We start from the raw sequence: 17,266 nt of genomic DNA, 5'->3' as shown, positions 1-17,266 counted from the left end.
CGAATTATGAGCGATTATGCGCGAAATCAAACAATCTATGTTTTTTCTGTGGCTAAATGAGACAAAACGAACTTTTGAGGGATAACAATGAAAACTCGCGATTCGCAAACAAGTGACGTGATTATCATTGGCGGCGGCGCAACGGGAGCCGGGATTGCCCGCGACTGTGCCCTGCGCGGGCTGAAAGTGATTTTGGTTGAACGCCACGACATCGCAACGGGAGCCACCGGGCGTAACCACGGTCTGCTGCACAGCGGCGCACGCTATGCGGTTACCGATGCGGAATCGGCCCGCGAATGTATTAGTGAAAACCAGATTTTAAAACGCATTGCGCGTCACTGTGTCGAACCAACCAACGGCCTGTTTATCACCCTGCCGGAAGATGATCTCTCCTTCCAGGCGACTTTTATTCGTGCTTGCGAAGAGGCTGGAATCAGTGCTGAAGCCATTGATCCGCAGCAAGCACGCATTATCGAACCTTCCGTTAACCCGGCACTGATTGGCGCGGTAAAAGTTCCGGATGGCACCGTTGACCCATTCCGGCTGACCGCAGCGAACATGCTCGATGCAAAAGAACATGGTGCCGTTATCCTTACCGCTCATGAAGTCACGGGACTAATTCGTGAAGGCGCGACGGTGTGCGGTGTTCGTGTACGTAATCATCTCACCGGCGAAACTCAGGCACTCCATGCGCCAGTGGTGGTTAACGCCGCTGGGATCTGGGGGCAACATATTGCCGAATATGCCGATCTGCGCATTCGTATGTTCCCGGCGAAAGGATCTCTGCTGATCATGGACCACCGCATTAATCAGCATGTGATCAACCGCTGCCGTAAACCTTCCGACGCCGATATTCTGGTGCCTGGCGATACCATTTCGCTGATTGGCACCACCTCTTTACGCATTAATTACGATGAGATAGACGATAACCGAGTGACGGCAGAAGAAGTGGATATTCTGCTGCGTGAAGGGGAAAAACTGGCCCCCGTTATGGCGAAAACGCGCATTTTGCGGGCCTACTCTGGCGTGCGCCCGTTGGTTGCCAGCGATGACGACCCGAGCGGCCGTAACGTCAGTCGTGGCATCGTGCTGCTCGACCATGCCGAACGCGATGGCCTGGACGGATTTATCACCATCACCGGCGGCAAACTGATGACCTATCGTCTGATGGCGGAATGGGCTACGGATGCCGTCTGCCGCAAGCTGGGCAACACGCGCCCCTGTACGACCGCCGATCTGGCACTTCCTGGTTCACAGGAACCTGCTGAAGTCACCTTACGTAAAGTCATTTCCCTTCCTGCCCCACTACGCGGCTCTGCGGTTTACCGTCATGGCGATCGCACACCCGCCTGGTTAAGTGAAGGCCGTTTGCATCGCAGTCTGGTGTGTGAGTGTGAAGCCGTTACCGCTGGCGAAGTACAGTACGCGGTAGAAAATCTAAACGTGAATAGCCTGTTAGATTTACGCCGTCGCACCCGTGTGGGGATGGGCACCTGCCAGGGCGAGCTCTGCGCCTGCCGCGCCGCTGGGCTGCTGCAACGCTTTAACGTCACCACCTCCGCGCAATCTATCGAACAACTTTCCACCTTCCTTAACGAACGCTGGAAAGGTGTGCAGCCCATTGCATGGGGAGACGCATTGCGCGAAAGCGAATTTACCCGCTGGGTTTATCAGGGACTGTGTGGTCTGGAGAAGGAGCAGAAAGATGCGATTTGATACTGTCATTATGGGCGGCGGTCTTGCCGGATTACTCTGCGGCCTGCGATTGCAAAAACACGGTCTGCGCTGTGCCATTGTCACCCGTGGACAGAGCGCTCTGCATTTCTCATCCGGATCGCTGGACTTACTGAGCCACCTGCCAGACGGTCAGCCGGTGGCAGACATTCATGCAGGGCTGGAGTCTTTGTGCCATCAGGCACCTGCCCACCCTTACAGTCTTCTCGGCCCACAACGCGTACTGGATCTCGCTTGTCAGGCGCAGACATTAATTGCGGAAAGCGGCGCGCAATTGCAGGGCAGCGTGGAACTGGCCCATCAGCGCGTTACCCCGCTCGGCACTTTGCGTTCGACCTGGTTAAGTTCGCCAGAAGTTCCCGTCTGGCCGCTACCCGCGAAGAAGATATGTGTAGTGGGGATAAGCGGTCTGATGGATTTTCAGGCACATCTTGCGGCGGCTTCGTTGCGCGAACTGGATCTTTCGGTTGAAACTGCTGAAATTGAACTGCCGGAACTGGATGTGTTACGCAATAACGCCACCGAGTTTCGCGCGGTGAATATCGCCCGTTTCCTTGATAACGAAGAAAACTGGCCGCTGTTAATTGATGCACTAATCCCTGTCGCCAATACCTGTGAAATGATCCTGATGCCCGCCAGCTTCGGCCTGGCCGATGACAAACTGTGGCGCTGGCTGAATGAAAAACTACCTTGCTCACTGATGCTTTTGCCAACGCTGCCGCCTTCCGTGCTGGGTATTCGTCTGCAAAACCAGTTACAGCGCCAGTTTGTACGCCAGGGCGGCGTGTGGATGCCGGGCGATGAAGTGAAAAAAGTCACCTGTAAAAACGGCGTGGTGAGTGAAATCTGGACCCGCAATCACGCCGACATCCCGCTGCGTCCACGTTTCGCGGTTCTCGCCAGCGGCAGTTTCTTTAGCGGCGGGCTGGTGGCAGAACGCGACGGCATTCGCGAACCAATTCTCGGCCTTGATGTACTGCAAACCCCCACGCGGGGTGAGTGGTATAGAAGTGACTTTTTTGCTGCGCAACCGTGGCAACAGTTCGGCGTAACCACTGACGAGGCGCTACGCCCGTCGCAGGCTAGTCAAACAGTAGAGAACTTGTTTGCCATCGGTTCGGTGCTGGGCGGATTTGATCCCATCGCCCAGGGATGCGGCGGCGGTGTCTGTGCCGTCAGTGCTTTACATGCCGCTCAACAGATTGCCCAACGCGCAGGAGGCCAATAATGAACGATACCAGCTTCGAAAATTGCATTAAGTGCACCGTCTGCACCACCGCCTGCCCGGTGAGCCGGGTGAATCCCGGCTATCCAGGGCCAAAACAAGCCGGGCCGGATGGCGAGCGTCTGCGTCTGAAAGATGGCGCACTGTATGACGAGGCGCTGAAATATTGCATCAACTGCAAACGTTGCGAAGTCGCCTGCCCGTCCGATGTGAAGATTGGCGATATCATCCAGCGCGCACGAGCGAAATATGACACCACGCGTCCCTCGCTGCGTAACTTCGTTTTAAGTCATACCGATCTGATGGGCAGCGTTTCCACGCCGTTCGCGCCAATCGTCAACACCGCAACTTCACTGAAACCGGTGCGGCAACTGCTTGATGCGGCGTTAAAAATCGATCATCGCCGCACGCTACCGAAATACTCCTTCGGCACGTTCCGTCGCTGGTATCGCAGCGTAGCGGCCCAGCAAGCGCAGTATAAAGACCAGGTCGCCTTTTTCCACGGCTGCTTCGTCAACTACAACCATCCGCAACTGGGTAAAGATTTAATTAAAGTGCTCAACGCGATGGGAACGGGAGTGCAATTACTCAGCAAAGAAAAATGCTGCGGTGTACCACTGATCGCCAACGGCTTTACCGATAAAGCACGTAAACAGGCAATTACGAATGTAGAGTCGATCCGCGAAGCTGTGGGAGTAAAAGGCATTCCGGTGATTGCCACCTCCTCAACCTGTACATTTGCCCTGCGCGACGAATACCCGGAAGTGCTGAATGTCGACAACAAAGGCTTGCGCGATCATATTGAACTGGCGACCCGCTGGCTGTGGCGCAAGCTGGACGAAGGCAAAACGTTACCGCTGAAACCGCTGCCGCTGAAAGTGGTTTATCACACTCCGTGCCATATGGAAAAAATGGGCTGGACGCTCTACACCCTGGAACTGTTGCGTAAGATCCCAGGGCTTGAGCTGACAGTGCTGGATTCCCAGTGCTGCGGTATTGCGGGTACTTACGGTTTCAAAAAAGAGAACTATCCCACCTCACAAGCCATCGGCGCACCACTGTTCCGCCAGATAGAAGAGAGCGGCGCAGATCTGGTCGTTACCGACTGCGAAACCTGCAAATGGCAGATTGAGATGTCCACAAGCCTTCGCTGCGAGCATCCGATCACACTGTTGGCAAAAGCGCTGGCTTAAGCGCCCTTCTGATGCCCGATGAGTTCATGGCTTATCGGGCATTTTTGCGTGCACGGTTCCGGACCCAATGTATGCGTTGCATCGCAGTAAAAATACTTCTGAAAACGTCTCGCAAAGGCTAAAACTGGCAGATGCCATCGGCCTGCGATCCCCGTAATGTCCCGTCATCATAAAAATCAGGTGACGGACAACCATGACCGAATCAACAACCTCCTCCCCGCATGATGCGGTGTTTAAAACGTTTATGTTCTCACCCGAAACTGCGCGGGATTTTCTGGAAATACATCTGCCGGAACCGCTGAGAAAACTTTGCAATCTGCAAACTTTAAGGCTGGAGCCCACCAGTTTTATTGAAAAAAGTTTATGCGCTTACTACTCGGATGTTTTGTGGTCGGTAGAAACCACCGACGGCGAAGGTTATATCTACTGCGTGATTGAGCATCAGAGTACTGCGGAAAAAAACATGGCCTTTCGACTGATGCGTTATGCCACTGCCGTCATGCAGCGCCATCTGGACAAAGGCTATGACAGAGTCCCTCTGGTAGTGCCAATGCTGTTTTATCACGGCGAAACCTCACCCTACCCATATTCACTTAACTGGCTGGATGAATTTGACGACCCGCAGCTTGCCCGGCAGTTGTACACCGAAGCTTTTCCGTTGGTGGATATCACCATCGTACCTGACGATGAGATCATGCAACATCGGCGTATAGCTCTGCTGGAACTGATTCAAAAGCATATTCGCGAGCGCGATTTAATCGGTCTGGTCGACAGGATCACCACGCTTTTGGTTAGGGGCTTCACTAATGACAGCCAGGTGCAAACGCTGTTTAATTATCTGCTGCAATGCGGCGATACCTCCCGTTTCACCCGCTTTATTCAGGAGATTGCCGAACGTTCACCACTACAAAAGGAGAGATTGATGACTATTGCTGAACGGCTGCGGCAGGAAGGACACCAAATTGGCTGGCAGGAGGGCATGCATGAACAAGCCATTAAAATTGCTTTGCGCATGCTGGAACAGGGCTTTGAACGTGAGATTGTGCTGGCGACAACCCAACTCACTGATGCTGATATTCCGAACTGTCATTAAAAGGAGAGATTGATGACTATTGCTGAACGGCTACGGCAGGAAGGGCACCAAATTGGCTGGCAGGAAGGCAAGATTGAAGGCTGGCAAGAAGGTAAATTAGAAGGTTTGCAGGAAGGCATGCATGAACAAGCCATTAAAATTGCCTTGCGAATGCTGGAACAGGGCATCGATCGTGACCTGGTACTCGCAACCACCCAGCTAAACGAAGCCGATCTGACAGTGAAAAACCACTAACTAACATACAGGCCCACAGGTAATCCCTATGGGCCTTTGATATTAATAACTTCCTGTTATGCGTGGCCCATTTTTGCCTGATTTAAATATCGCCAGTCGTTGATCCAGGGCATCGCTATAGAGCATCGTGTCAACGCCAACAGCGACAAAGTTCGCTCCCCACGCCAAACATTGCTGCGCCATATCAGGAGCCACAGCCAGAAAACCAGCCGCTTTACCCGCAGCGCGGATCCGATGAATGCTTAAGTTCGTTAAGCAGCAGATAGGCCGTGCTTTTCGGGATCCCCAATGTGTCAATGATCGTTGCAGCACTACAAGGGCCAATGCGGGCAATCAGATTGAGAATATCAATAGCCCGTGTCAGGGCGGGTACTTTGCTTGATTCCAACATACTGGACTCCAGTCTTAGATACTGGAATCAGTCTCGTCGCTCAGGGTGAGTAAAATTGTGAAGCGCATCAAATCCCGTTTCTCGTCCAGCGGACTGGAGAAATTACGCACAAATTTGTGAATCAGCGCACGGATTTTTTCTTATTGAGTGCAACAGGTTGGACAAATTTGCGGGAGGGGAATGTGCCGGTGCAGTAAACCGGCACAGAATGACTGATCAGACGGATAAGGTCATGGACTCAACAACCTCAATCCAGCCGTGCTCGCTGGCGATGTCCTGACTGTTCAGCCAACGGCGCAGCATATTCAACGCCATCATTGCACACACTTCCTGACGAATAGCCAGACTGTAGCGCGTAGTGCTGAAATGTACGCGCAGAGCATAAGTGCCGTCCGGCGTGGCTAGCGCAAAGTTGAGATATTCGTTCTCGAACCCCGAAACAGCCAGTGCCAGCCCGGCAAAATGGTTGGCCCGCCGTTCTGTAATCCAGTGCGCGGTTTGTGCCAGAGTCTCTTCCTGTGAAGGAACCACTTCACACGCCAGCAATGGCGCACCTGCGCGAGAAAGTTGCAAAGCCAATAAACCACCGGTGAATTGCTCACTCAACGTCAGGCTGAACTGGCGGTTTTGCAATTCGCGACTGATCTGCGCGGGCAGTCCTTCGGTGCCTTCGTAAATCACGCTCTGTCCGGCAACACGTTTAACGTCCAGCCACAGTTTTTCCATCGCCTGTTGCTCGCTTGCCGGTCCGGTCAGCTTCAGTTCAATTATCGGCATCGAGGAGCGATAGCCCATTGTTACGCCCGGCGGCAGTTGTAGAGTGTCCAGGCTTTGTGCCAGATCGCTTTCCGAACGACCAAAGGTAGTCAAACGCAGACAAACCGGCGGCTGCGGTAAAGAAAAACGCTCGCGCAGGCGCGGCAGGATTTCGTGCTCGACCATCACCTTAAATTCTGACGGTACGCCGGGGGTAAAGAACATCAGGCAACGATTAAGCTGCACGGCAAAACCACAGGCGGTGCCTACGGGGTTATTGATGAACTCGGCACTCGCTGGCAATTCTGCCTGTTTACGGTTGCTCGGCGCCATCACGCGACCACGTTCGCGGAAATAACGTTCCATCTCTTTAAGCCAGGCTTCATGTAGCACCAGACCTTCACCTTTTGCTGTCGCAGCAGCGAGCGCGCTTAAATCATCGCTGGTTGGCCCCAGTCCGCCGTTGACGATCAGCACACCGGCGTGCTGACTGCGCTCTCGAAGAATGGTGACTAAATCTTCAAGGTTATCGCCTACCGTATTACGGCGAGATAGCGGCAAGCCCTGATGAAAGAAAAAGTCGGCCAGCCAGGCTGCATTCGTGTCAACGATTTGCCCGTGTAACACCTCATCCCCGGTGGATAGCATTTCCACTTTTAACATGGTTATCTCCTGCTTTTGTTATCGAATCACTATAACGCAAAGGGAGATAAGGCGTAGTAAGAAACTGAATGGCGCGACAGAACGCCGCGCCGGAAGGTATCAGAAGCTGGCGTTAACCCCGACATAAGGGCCGTCAGCCACGGCATTATCGCGATTGCCGTCTTTCCCCGACAGGTTCAGATAACGGTAGCCTGCCTCAATACTGACTGGACGCATAACGGTATAACGCGCGCCAGCATTCGCTTCTTCATAACTTTGAATACCGCTGGAGAGCGAATCCGGAGAGTAATAATACTCGCCAAACAGACGGAAGCTGTCGCCAATTTGCCACTGCAAACCACCACCGACTGCTGCCGCGTAGCCTTCATCGCCGTAATTCGGGTTGGTATAAACACCTTTCCCACCTACAGTTGCCATTAACGGCCCCAGAGGAAGATTCAGGCCCAACCCCACGCCCGCGACATCACCGTCGTCGTCGTTATGTGTCCAGTTACCGCTTAACGCCAGTCCCGTAGACTCGGTCCCGAAACCGACGCCAATATTGGTGTATTCCTTACCTGCCTGGCCGCTGATGCTTATCGCATTTGCCGATGCAGAAACCAACAGCATTCCAGCCAGAACTGGTAGCGCAAATTTTTTCATTTTTACCTTTTTCCGCAAGAAGATAATCAACATTCCCCAAAGCTGCGGGATTGTACTGCCTGACGCAGAGGATTCAATGCGTGAAAAAAGCGATCTGCTAACTTATTGTAACTAAATACGTCTTTAATAATTTAACGCCGAAAAAATAAACATGATTTACGTTATAAACCAAAATAATAATCAGCGCAGTTATCATCGCAAAAGAGACTAATGTCACTTTCGCATATTTCTGAGTTGCCGTATTCTCTTGGTTTATTTTCGATTATAAGGAACATCCCTGTGCGACAACGGACTATTGTTTGCCCTTTGATTCAAAATGATGGTGCTTATCTGCTATGCAAAATGGCTGACGATCGCGGCGTTTTCCCGGGTCAATGGGCGCTTTCGGGTGGTGGCGTGGAACCTGGCGAACGTATTGAAGAAGCATTACGCCGTGAAATCAGAGAAGAGTTAGGCGAGCAACTGATTCTTACCGACATCACTCCGTGGACTTTCAGCGATGACATTCGCACTAAGACATATGCAGATGGTCGTAAGGAAGAGATTTATATGATTTACCTGATCTTTGATTGTGTTTCTGCCAACCGTGAAGTGAAAATAAACGAAGAGTTTCAGGAATACGCGTGGGTAAAACCTGAAGATCTGGCGCAATACGATTTGAATGTTGCGACCAAGAAAACATTACGTTTGAAGGGTCTTCTGTGATAGTGATGACAGCCATTACTGGCTGTCAGATTCAAAGATCAGTGATTGACAAATTCCCCATCCAGTAAAACTTTACCGTTTTCCACATGCATCACCAGTCCATCCAGATAATCTGGTTTAAATGTCACGTTACGTTTATCTTTCGCGATATACGTCAGACAGTGATTGTGGGTGAAGATAACAATATTTTTATCAGGCGCTTTACTTTGTAAGTCTTTAATTGCGCTATAAATCTCATTACTACATTGTAGCAGTCGTTTATCTACCGTCAGTTTTTTGCCCGCAGAAAACCAGGTTGCCGACTGAATAGTCCGAACGGTATTACTGGAATAAAGATCGAAATCAGGGATATCTGCGCTGAAGGCTTTGCCCAGTTCACGCGCATCCTGAGAGCCATTTACCGTAATACCTGTTTTGTCTGACAAGCATTGATTGGAGGAACGATCGCAGCGTTCTCCATGGCGAAACAGAACCACCACCGGATGCTGCTGCGCCAGCCTGGCCAACGTTTTATTGTCGATTCGTGGTAACCCATTGCTACTCCAGGCTGCATGACTACCCAACCCGGCAATTACAGCAAGCACCAGTAAAATGAAGATATATTTTTTAGACTTCATCGAAGTCCGACAAAAAGCTAACACTTAAGCTCCACCTATAGACACGCGTAGCCAGCTAAATGACCGTGAAAAAAAATAACATTTTCACCGGAAAATAGGGGCTGGGGATAGTATTAAAACATTACGATGCACGCAAAATGCCTTAAATCTTGTCAAATGAAAAGCCTGAAAAAGATAAAAAAACGAAAAAAACTAATATTTAAGTACTATATTAGTTCCTTAAGGTTAAATTAATATTCTACCCTTAGAATTTTACGCCAAATGGCAAAATACATATAACGCTCCCTATAACCAATATTAGTGAATAGATGGGAAAAGTATTCAATGGCCGAAGGAATAATAATGTCAGATTTTTTGCCCTTTTCACGTCCGGCAATGGGTGTGGAAGAACTCGCTGCGGTTAAAGATGTTCTCGAATCTGGATGGATCACCACAGGTCCGAAGAATCAGGCGCTTGAACAAGCCTTTTGCCAGTTGACGGGAAACCAACATGCCATCGCGGTCAGTTCAGCCACAGCCGGAATGCATATTACGCTGATGGCGCTGGAGATAGGTGCTGGCGATGAAGTGATCACGCCTTCTCTGACCTGGGTATCAACTCTTAATATGATTTCTTTGTTGGGCGCTACGCCGGTAATGGTAGATGTCGATCGCGATATGCTGATGGTCACGCCTGAAGCGATCGAAGCAGCCATTACGCCGCGTACCAAAGCCATCATTCCAGTGCATTATGCCGGTGCGCCAGCAGATATTGACGCCATTCGCGCCATTGGCGAACGTTACGGTATCGCGGTTATTGAAGATGCCGCCCATGCCGTCGGTACGTATTACAAAGGCCGACATATTGGTGCGAAAGGTACTGCTATTTTTTCGTTTCACGCCATCAAAAATATTACCTGTGCAGAAGGCGGCCTGATTGTTACTGATGATGAAAACCTCGCCCGCCAGCTACGGATGCTGAAATTTCATGGTCTGGGCGTCGATGCATATGACAGACAAACCTGGGGCCGTGCACCGCAGGCAGAAGTATTAACGCCAGGCTATAAGTACAATCTGACCGATATTAACGCCGCGATTGCCCTGACACAGTTAGCCAAATTAGAGCAACTCAACACCCGTCGTCGGGAAATTGCCCTGCAATATCAGCAAGCACTGGCAGCTCTCCCGTTCCAGCCTTTAAGCCTTCCCGCATGGCCGCACATTCACGCCTGGCATCTGTTTATTATTCGTGTTGATGAACAACGTTGTGGTATCAGCCGCGATGCGTTGATGGAAGCGTTAAAAGAAAAAGGCATTGGCACCGGGTTACATTTCCGCGCCGCTCACACGCAAAAATATTATCGCGAGCGTTTTCCCACACTGTCGTTACCGAATACCGAATGGAACAGCGAACGCATCTGTTCGTTGCCGCTTTTTCCAGATATGACCACCGCCGATGCCGACCGCGTCATCGCTGCCCTTCAGCAACTCGCAGGACAATAAGCCATGTTTGAAATCCACCCTGTTAAGAAAGTCTCGGTGGTTATTCCCGTCTATAACGAGCAGGAAAGCTTACCGGAATTAATCAGGCGCACCACCGCAGCCTGTGAATCGCTGGGGAAAGAGTATGAGATCCTGCTGATTGATGACGGCAGTAGCGATAATTCCGCACAAATGCTCGTCGATGCCTCACAAGCAGAGGGCAGCCACATCGTGTCTATTTTGCTTAATCGTAATTACGGACAGCATTCGGCGATCATGGCAGGTTTCAGCCACGTTACCGGCGACTTAATTATTACCCTCGATGCCGATCTCCAGAATCCGCCAGAGGAGATCCCCCGTCTGGTAGAAAAAGCCGATGAAGGTTACGACGTGGTGGGTACTGTACGCCAGAATCGCCAGGATACCTGGTTTCGTAAAACGGCATCGAAGATGATTAATCGACTTATTCAGCGCACCACCGGCAAAGCGATGGGCGACTATGGCTGTATGTTACGCGCCTATCGCCGTCATATTATCGATGCCATGTTGCACTGCCATGAACGCAGCACCTTTATCCCGATTCTGGCGAATATCTTCGCTCGCCGCGCCATTGAAATTCCGGTACATCATGCCGAGCGTGAGTATGGCGAATCTAAATACAGCTTTATGCGCCTGATTAATTTGATGTACGACCTGGTGACCTGCCTCACGACCACACCGCTACGTATGCTGAGTCTTCTCGGCAGCGTGATTGCGATTGGGGGTTTCAGCATTGCGGTACTGCTGGTGATTTTACGCCTGACCTTCGGACCACAATGGGCCGCGGAAGGCGTCTTTATGCTATTTGCCGTGCTGTTTACTTTTATTGGCGCTCAGTTTATCGGCATGGGATTGCTCGGTGAATATATTGGCAGGATCTACACCGATGTCCGCGCCCGCCCCCGCTATTTTGTTCAGCAAGTTATCCGTCCATCCAGCAAGGAAAATGAATAATGAAAACCGTCGTTTTTGCCTACCACGATATGGGATGCCTCGGTATTGAAGCCCTGCTGGCTGCCGGTTACGAAATTAGCGCCATTTTTACCCATACTGATAATCCTGGCGAAAAAGCCTTTTATGGTTCGGTCGCTCGCCTGGCGGCGGAAAGAGGCATTCCGGTTTACGCGCCGGATAACATTAATCATCCGCTGTGGGTGGAACGCATTGCCCAACTGTCACCAGAGGTGATTTTCTCTTTTTATTATCGCCATCTCATTAGCGATGAGATTTTACAGCTCGCTCCCGCAGGTGCATTTAATCTGCATGGTTCGCTGTTACCAAAATATCGTGGTCGCGCGCCGCTGAACTGGGTGCTGGTGAACGGTGAAACGGAAACGGGCGTTACATTGCACCGAATGGTTAAACGTGCCGATGCCGGGGCCATTGTTGCCCAACTGCGCGTTGCCATTGCGCCAGATGATATCGCCATTACGCTGCATCATAAATTGTGCCATGCCGCGCGTCAGTTGCTGGAACAGACGTTACCCGCCATTAAACACGGTAAGATTCTGGAAATAGCCCAACGCGAGAACGAAGCCACCTGTTTTGGTCGCAGAACACCAGAAGACAGCTTCCTCGAGTGGCACAAACCGGCAGCCGTATTGCATAACATGGTCCGCGCCGTCGCCGATCCGTGGCCGGGTGCCTTCAGCTATGTTGGTAATCAAAAATTTACCGTCTGGTCGTCACGCGTACATCCTCATACATCCGCAGCGCAGCCGGGAAGCGTGATTTCTGTTGCGCCGTTGCTGATTGCCTGTGGCGATGGCGCGCTGGAAATCGTCACCGGACAAGCGGGCGACGGCATTACTATGCAGGGCTCACAATTAGCGCAGACACTGGGCCTGGTGCAAGGTTCACGCTTGAATAGCCAGCCTGCCTGTGCCGCCCGACGCCGTACCCGGGTACTCATCCTCGGGGTGAATGGCTTTATCGGTAACCATTTGACAGAACGCCTGCTGCGTGAAGATCACTATGAAGTTTACGGTCTGGATATTGGCAGCGACGCGATAAGCCGTTTTCTGAATCATCCGCATTTTCATTTTGTTGAAGGCGATATCAGCATTCATTCCGAATGGATTGAGTATCACGTCAAAAAATGTGATGTCGTGTTGCCGCTGGTGGCGATAGCCACGCCGATTGAATATACCCGCAACCCGCTACGCGTATTTGAACTCGATTTTGAAGAGAATCTGCGCATTATCCGTTACTGCGTGAAGTACCGTAAGCGAATCATCTTCCCGTCGACTTCAGAAGTTTATGGGATGTGTAGCGATAAATACTTCGATGAAGACCATTCTAATTTAATCGTCGGCCCGGTGAATAAACCACGCTGGATTTATTCAGTATCAAAACAATTACTTGATCGGGTGATCTGGGCCTATGGCGAAAAAGAGGGGTTGCAGTTCACCCTCTTCCGCCCGTTTAACTGGATGGGGCCACGACTGGATAACCTTAATGCTGCGCGAATTGGTAGCTCACGCGCTATTACGCAACTCATTCTCAATCTGGTGGAAGGTTCACCGATTAAGCTGATTGATGGCGGAAAACAAAAACGCTGCTTTACTGATATTCGGGATGGTATCGAGGCGTTATACCGCATTATCGAAAATGCGGGAAATCGCTGCGACGGCGAAATTATCAACATTGGCAATCCTGATAACGAAGCGAGTATTGAAGAGCTCGGCGAGATGCTGCTGGCGAGCTTCGAAAAACATCCACTGCGCCATCACTTCCCACCGTTTGCGGGCTTTCGCGTGGTAGAAAGTAGCAGCTACTACGGCAAAGGATATCAGGACGTAGAGCATCGTAAACCGAGCATCCGCAATGCCCGCCGTTGCCTCGGCTGGGAACCGAAAATTGATATGCAGGAAACCATCGATGAGACGCTGGATTTCTTCCTGCGCACTGTCGATCTTACGGATAAGTCATCATGACCAAAGTAGGTTTACGTATTGATGTCGATACTTTTCGTGGCACCCGCGAAGGGGTGCCACGTCTGCTGGAAACCTTAAGTAAGCATAATATTCAGGCCAGCATTTTTTTCAGCGTCGGCCCGGACAATATGGGCCGCCATCTCTGGCGACTGGTGAAGCCCCAGTTTTTGTGGAAGATGCTGCGCTCAAACGCGGCATCGCTTTATGGCTGGGATATTTTACTGGCAGGTACGGCATGGCCAGGAAAAGAGATTGGTCATGCCAATGCCGATATCATTCGTGAAGCGGCTAAATACCACGAAGTCGGCCTGCACGCCTGGGATCACCACGCCTGGCAAGCCCATAGCGGCAACTGGGATCGGCAAACAATGGTAGACGATATTGCCCGCGGCCTTCGTACCCTGGAAGAGATTATCGGCCAACCGATAACCTGCTCCGCTGCCGCTGGCTGGCGTGCCGACCAACAGGTGATCGAAGCAAAAGAAGCGTTCCATTTGCGCTACAACAGCGATTGTCGTGGGGCGATGCCGTTTCGTCCCTTGCTCGAATCAGGAAAACCTGGCACTGCACAAATTCCAGTGACATTACCTACCTGGGATGAAGTGATTGGCCGGGATGTGAAAGCGCAAGATTTTAACGGCTGGCTACTCAACCGCATCCTGCGAGATAAAGGGACGCCGGTTTATACCATCCATGCTGAAGTTGAAGGTTGTGCTTATCATCCTGATTTTGTTGATCTCCTGAAGCGTGCCGCCCGTGAAGGCATTACGTTTTGTCCATTAGGCGAGCTGCTGCCGGAGACGTTGCCGCTCGGACATGTGGTGCGTGGAAGAATCGCTGGACGTGAAGGCTGGCTGGGTTGCCAACAAGTTGCGGGAACTCGTCCATGAAATCCATTCGCTATTACGCAGCATTCTTTGCGTTTATTACCGTCTATTATCTCTTGCCGATTAATTATCGCCTGCTCTGGCAACCTGATGAAACGCGGTATGCGGAAATCAGTCGGGAAATGCTGGCTTCCGGCGACTGGATTGTGCCCCATCTGTTAGGGCTACGTTATTTCGAAAAACCGATTGCCGGATACTGGATTAACAGCATTGGGCAATGGCTATTTGGCGCGAATAACTTTGGTGTGCGAGCAGGTGTTATCTTTGCGACTCTGTTAACCGCCGCGCTGGTGACCTGGTTTACTCTGCGCTTATGGCGCGATAAACGTCTGGCACTACTCGCCGCTGTGATTTATCTCTCGCTGCTTATTGTCTACGCCATCGGCACTTACGCCGTGCTCGATCCGTTTATTGCATTCTGGCTGGTGGCGGGAATGTGTAGCTTCTGGTTGGCAATGGATGCGCAAACGTGGAAAGGCAAAAGCGCGGGATTTTTACTGCTGGGAATCACCTGCGGTATGGGGGTAATGACCAAAGGTTTTCTCGCCCTCGCCGTGCCGGTATTAAGCGTGCTGCCATGGGTGGCGACGCAAAAACGCTGGAAAGATTTCTTTATTTACGGCTGGCTGGCAATCATCAGTTGTGTACTGACGGTTCTCCCCTGGGGGTTAGCAATAGCGCAACGGGAGCCTGACTTCTGGCACTATTTTTTCTGGATTGAGCATATTCAACGCTTTGCGATGGATGATGCCCAACATAAAGCCCCGTTCTGGTACTACTTGCCTATCATCATTGCCGGTAGCCTGCCATGGCTGGGATTACTCCCCGGTGCGCTGCGTTCTGGCTGGAAAAACCGCAACCATTCCGCAACCGTCTATCTCTTGAGTTGGACGGTGATGCCACTGCTGTTTTTCTCCGTCGCTAAAGGCAAGCTGCCGACCTATATTCTTTCCTGCTTTGCGCCTCTGGCAATACTGGTGGCGTATTACGCGTTGCAGGCAGCAAAAAATAATCCTCTGGCGCTGCGGATTAATGGCTGGATCAATATCGCATTTGGCGTCACTGGCATTATTGCCACGTTTGTAGTCTCTCCCTGGGGACCAATGAGTACGCCAGTCTGGCAAACTTTCGAAATCTATAAAGTCTTTTGCGCATGGTCGATTTTTTCGCTATGGGCATTTTTCGGCTGGTACACATTAACGAACATTGAAAAAAACTGGCCTTTTGCGGCACTTTGCCCGTTGGGGCTGGCGTTGCTCGTGGGTATTGCGATCCCCGACAGGGTCATGGAAGGCAAACATCCGCAATTTTTTGTCGAGATGACGCAAGAATCACTCCAGCCGAGCCGCTATATTCTTACTGATAGCGTCGGCGTTGCCGCAGGTCTGGCATGGAGTCTGCAACGCGATGACATCATCATGTATCGCCAGACGGGGGAGTTGAAATATGGCCTCAATTATCCGGATGCGAAAGGCAGATTTGTCAGCGGTGATGATTTCGCCAGCTGGCTTACTCAACATCGCCAGGAGGGGATTATTACTCTCGTGCTTTCGGTAGACCGCGATGAGGATATCAACAGCCTTGCCATTCCACCTGCAGATGCTATCGATCATCAGGGGCGTCTGGTGCTCATTCAGTATCGGCCCAAATGATCTGGCTGATTTTAGTCTTTGCCAGCCTGCTTAGCGTAGCCGGGCAGCTCTGCCAGAAACAGGCAACTCGCTTTGTGGCAATAAGTAAACGGCGCAAACATATTGCACTGTGGCTGGCGCTGGCATTGATGTGTCTGGGGCTGGCAATGGTGCTCTGGCTGCTGGTATTACAGAACGTGCCGGTTGGAATCGCCTACCCTATGCTAAGCCTGAATTTTGTCTGGGTGACACTGGCGGCGACAAAACTCTGGCACGAACCGGTGTCTTTTCGGCACTGGTGTGGGGTGGCGTTCATTATTGGTGGCATTGTGATTCTCGGGAGTACGGTGTAATGGGCCTGATGTGGGGATTATGTAGCGTTATTATTGCCTCCGCTGCGCAATTAAGCCTGGGTTTTGCGGCGAGTCATCTGCCGCCGATAACGCAATTCTGGGAATTTATTGCGGCATTTTTTGCCTTTGGTCCCGGAGCCAGAATGCTGGTCGTCGGCCTGGTTGGCTATCTGATCTCCGTTTTTTGCTGGTATAAGGCGTTGCATCGGCTGGCACTCAGCAAAGCCTATGCCTTACTGAGTATGAGTTATGTACTGGTATGGATTGCATCAATGGTACTTCCCGGCTGGGAAGGGACCTTCTCGCTGAAGGCTATGCTGGGCGTAGCCTGTATTATGGGTGGATTAACGCTGATTTTTCTACCAGCAGCAAAACAACGCTGCTAACTTTTGCAGCCAGACTGACATTGTCGCCCCCATTCTTCAACACTATAACTGCTCGCCGAAATGACTTTCACCGTGCGCTGTTTTTCCCGGTTGATGCAATAAAGCGCATCCTGTAGCGGAGAAAGCAGGTCACCTGATTTAACGCTAAAGTCAGTTTGCACTTCGGCAATCATTTTTATCGTGCCGCCAGTATCACAAAGCTTTAGTACATGTCTGTTGTCTTGTTTATCGCTGCATGATTTTTTAACCAGCCATTCCATTGCACTATCCTGTCTGATAAGAATTGTCACATTAATTTACAGATTAACAGATAAACTCAT

17 protein-coding genes and 2 pseudogenes are annotated in these 17,266 nt (G+C 51.2%); 13 read left to right on the top strand and 6 right to left on the bottom strand.

Annotation, left to right across the window (positions count from 1 at the left end):
- Nucleotides 1–87 precede the first annotated feature (87 nt).
- From glpA to AACS80_RS12470, 5 genes are all read left to right on the top strand, one after another.
- Nucleotides 88–1,716, top strand: coding sequence for an anaerobic glycerol-3-phosphate dehydrogenase subunit A (gene glpA, locus AACS80_RS12490; RefSeq protein ID WP_135410192.1), 1,629 nt, complete (start codon nt 88–90; stop codon nt 1,714–1,716).
- The gene (gene glpB, locus AACS80_RS12485; RefSeq protein WP_135410193.1) at nt 1,706–2,962 is read left to right on the top strand and encodes a glycerol-3-phosphate dehydrogenase subunit GlpB; all 1,257 of its coding nucleotides are present in this window, start codon (nt 1,706–1,708) and stop codon (nt 2,960–2,962) included. The genes glpA and glpB overlap by 11 nt, the downstream gene beginning before the upstream one ends.
- On the top strand, nt 2,962–4,152 hold the full coding sequence (gene glpC / locus AACS80_RS12480) for an anaerobic glycerol-3-phosphate dehydrogenase subunit GlpC (protein WP_135407434.1): 1,191 nt from the start codon (nt 2,962–2,964) through the stop codon (nt 4,150–4,152). The genes glpB and glpC overlap by 1 nt, the downstream gene beginning before the upstream one ends.
- Before the next feature lie 193 nt (nt 4,153–4,345).
- A complete protein-coding gene (locus AACS80_RS12475) occupies nt 4,346–5,245 on the top strand; it encodes an ISNCY family transposase (RefSeq protein ID WP_135410194.1) in 900 nt (299 codons plus the stop codon).
- 12 nt (nt 5,246–5,257) lie between these two features.
- Nucleotides 5,258–5,479, top strand: coding sequence for a hypothetical protein (locus AACS80_RS12470; protein WP_135410195.1), 222 nt, complete (start codon nt 5,258–5,260; stop codon nt 5,477–5,479).
- Between the two features lie 42 nt (nt 5,480–5,521).
- On the opposite strand, the pseudogene AACS80_RS12465 reads toward AACS80_RS12470, so the two are convergent.
- The 4 genes and pseudogenes from AACS80_RS12465 to AACS80_RS12450 form a co-directional block, all read right to left on the bottom strand.
- Nucleotides 5,522–5,722 (bottom strand): annotated as a pseudogene (locus AACS80_RS12465) (aldolase/citrate lyase family protein); the annotation flags it as partial.
- Nucleotides 5,721–5,870, bottom strand: a pseudogene (locus AACS80_RS12460) (helix-turn-helix domain-containing protein); the annotation flags it as partial. The pseudogenes AACS80_RS12460 and AACS80_RS12465, both read right to left, overlap by 2 nt.
- Nucleotides 5,871–6,086: 216 nt before the next feature.
- Nucleotides 6,087–7,289, bottom strand: coding sequence for a nicotinamide mononucleotide deamidase-related protein YfaY (locus tag AACS80_RS12455; RefSeq protein WP_135410196.1), 1,203 nt, complete (start codon nt 7,287–7,289; stop codon nt 6,087–6,089).
- A 99-nt stretch (nt 7,290–7,388) separates the two neighbouring features.
- Nucleotides 7,389–7,931 carry a YfaZ family outer membrane protein gene (locus AACS80_RS12450; protein WP_135492837.1) on the bottom strand — a complete coding sequence of 181 codons (543 nt, stop codon included), beginning with the start codon at nt 7,929–7,931 and terminating at the stop codon, nt 7,389–7,391.
- A 279-nt stretch (nt 7,932–8,210) separates the two neighbouring features.
- On the opposite strand from AACS80_RS12450, the gene nudI reads away from it, so the two are divergent.
- Nucleotides 8,211–8,636, top strand: a complete 426-nt coding sequence (nudI, locus tag AACS80_RS12445) for a nucleoside triphosphatase NudI (protein ID WP_130207172.1) — start codon at nt 8,211–8,213, stop codon at nt 8,634–8,636.
- 38 nt (nt 8,637–8,674) lie between these two features.
- Here the strand turns inward: nudI and ais are convergent, their stop codons facing one another.
- Nucleotides 8,675–9,277 (bottom strand): lipopolysaccharide core heptose(II)-phosphate phosphatase Ais, encoded by a 603-nt coding sequence (gene ais, locus AACS80_RS12440; protein ID WP_130260545.1) that lies wholly within the window; start codon nt 9,275–9,277, stop codon nt 8,675–8,677.
- A gap of 318 nt (nt 9,278–9,595) precedes the next feature.
- On the opposite strand from ais, the gene arnB reads away from it, so the two are divergent.
- From arnB to arnF, 7 genes are read left to right on the top strand one after another with little or no spacing between them, the layout of a single operon-like run.
- Nucleotides 9,596–10,735 (top strand): UDP-4-amino-4-deoxy-L-arabinose aminotransferase, encoded by a 1,140-nt coding sequence (gene arnB, locus AACS80_RS12435; protein WP_130260546.1) that lies wholly within the window; start codon nt 9,596–9,598, stop codon nt 10,733–10,735.
- A 3-nt stretch (nt 10,736–10,738) separates the two neighbouring features.
- A complete protein-coding gene (arnC, locus tag AACS80_RS12430; protein ID WP_130257477.1) occupies nt 10,739–11,707 on the top strand; it encodes an undecaprenyl-phosphate 4-deoxy-4-formamido-L-arabinose transferase in 969 nt (322 codons plus the stop codon).
- Nucleotides 11,707–13,689 carry a bifunctional UDP-4-amino-4-deoxy-L-arabinose formyltransferase/UDP-glucuronic acid oxidase ArnA gene (gene arnA, locus AACS80_RS12425; protein WP_130207176.1) on the top strand — a complete coding sequence of 661 codons (1,983 nt, stop codon included), beginning with the start codon at nt 11,707–11,709 and terminating at the stop codon, nt 13,687–13,689. The genes arnC and arnA overlap by 1 nt, the downstream gene beginning before the upstream one ends.
- Nucleotides 13,686–14,579 (top strand): 4-deoxy-4-formamido-L-arabinose-phosphoundecaprenol deformylase, encoded by an 894-nt coding sequence (gene arnD / locus AACS80_RS12420; protein WP_130207178.1) that lies wholly within the window; start codon nt 13,686–13,688, stop codon nt 14,577–14,579. The genes arnA and arnD overlap by 4 nt, the downstream gene beginning before the upstream one ends.
- Nucleotides 14,576–16,228: a lipid IV(A) 4-amino-4-deoxy-L-arabinosyltransferase gene (gene arnT, locus AACS80_RS12415; protein ID WP_130207180.1), complete on the top strand. Its 1,653-nt coding sequence runs from the start codon at nt 14,576–14,578 to the stop codon at nt 16,226–16,228. Before arnD ends, arnT begins: the two co-directional genes overlap by 4 nt.
- Nucleotides 16,225–16,560 carry a 4-amino-4-deoxy-L-arabinose-phosphoundecaprenol flippase subunit ArnE gene (gene arnE, locus AACS80_RS12410; RefSeq protein ID WP_135410198.1) on the top strand — a complete coding sequence of 112 codons (336 nt, stop codon included), beginning with the start codon at nt 16,225–16,227 and terminating at the stop codon, nt 16,558–16,560. Before arnT ends, arnE begins: the two co-directional genes overlap by 4 nt.
- Nucleotides 16,560–16,946: a 4-amino-4-deoxy-L-arabinose-phosphoundecaprenol flippase subunit ArnF gene (arnF, locus tag AACS80_RS12405; protein ID WP_135410199.1), complete on the top strand. Its 387-nt coding sequence runs from the start codon at nt 16,560–16,562 to the stop codon at nt 16,944–16,946. Before arnE ends, arnF begins: the two co-directional genes overlap by 1 nt.
- On the opposite strand, the gene pmrD is transcribed toward arnF, so the two are convergent.
- Entirely contained in the window at nt 16,943–17,206 is a 264-nt protein-coding gene (gene pmrD / locus AACS80_RS12400) for a signal transduction protein PmrD (protein WP_130260550.1), read from the bottom strand. The genes arnF and pmrD overlap by 4 nt on opposite strands.
- Between the last annotated feature and the right edge of the window lie 60 nt (nt 17,207–17,266).

The organism is Escherichia sp. E4385 (genome assembly GCF_963883145.1).
Classification (GTDB): Bacteria; Pseudomonadota; Gammaproteobacteria; order Enterobacterales; family Enterobacteriaceae; genus Escherichia.
Note: the sequence above shows the minus strand (reverse complement) of the source record. Positions and strands in the feature narration are given on the sequence as shown.

Bases quoted from the DNA above. Each gene is read 5' to 3' on its own strand.
- glpA (WP_135410192.1), top strand. From the start codon at position 88: ATGAAAACTCGCGATTCGCAAACAAGTGACGTGATTATCATTGGCGGC.
- pmrD (WP_130260550.1), bottom strand. From the start codon at position 17,206: ATGGAATGGCTGGTTAAAAAATCATGCAGCGATAAACAAGACAACAGA.
- arnF (WP_135410199.1), top strand. From the start codon at position 16,560: ATGGGCCTGATGTGGGGATTATGTAGCGTTATTATTGCCTCCGCTGCG.
- arnA (WP_130207176.1), top strand. From the start codon at position 11,707: ATGAAAACCGTCGTTTTTGCCTACCACGATATGGGATGCCTCGGTATT.
- AACS80_RS12455 (WP_135410196.1), bottom strand. From the start codon at position 7,289: ATGTTAAAAGTGGAAATGCTATCCACCGGGGATGAGGTGTTACACGGG.
- arnE (WP_135410198.1), top strand. From the start codon at position 16,225: ATGATCTGGCTGATTTTAGTCTTTGCCAGCCTGCTTAGCGTAGCCGGG.
- AACS80_RS12450 (WP_135492837.1), bottom strand. From the start codon at position 7,931: ATGAAAAAATTTGCGCTACCAGTTCTGGCTGGAATGCTGTTGGTTTCT.
- AACS80_RS12470 (WP_135410195.1), top strand. From the start codon at position 5,258: ATGACTATTGCTGAACGGCTACGGCAGGAAGGGCACCAAATTGGCTGG.
- glpB (WP_135410193.1), top strand. From the start codon at position 1,706: ATGCGATTTGATACTGTCATTATGGGCGGCGGTCTTGCCGGATTACTC.
- AACS80_RS12475 (WP_135410194.1), top strand. From the start codon at position 4,346: ATGACCGAATCAACAACCTCCTCCCCGCATGATGCGGTGTTTAAAACG.
- arnT (WP_130207180.1), top strand. From the start codon at position 14,576: ATGAAATCCATTCGCTATTACGCAGCATTCTTTGCGTTTATTACCGTC.
- glpC (WP_135407434.1), top strand. From the start codon at position 2,962: ATGAACGATACCAGCTTCGAAAATTGCATTAAGTGCACCGTCTGCACC.
- arnD (WP_130207178.1), top strand. From the start codon at position 13,686: ATGACCAAAGTAGGTTTACGTATTGATGTCGATACTTTTCGTGGCACC.
- arnC (WP_130257477.1), top strand. From the start codon at position 10,739: ATGTTTGAAATCCACCCTGTTAAGAAAGTCTCGGTGGTTATTCCCGTC.
- arnB (WP_130260546.1), top strand. From the start codon at position 9,596: ATGTCAGATTTTTTGCCCTTTTCACGTCCGGCAATGGGTGTGGAAGAA.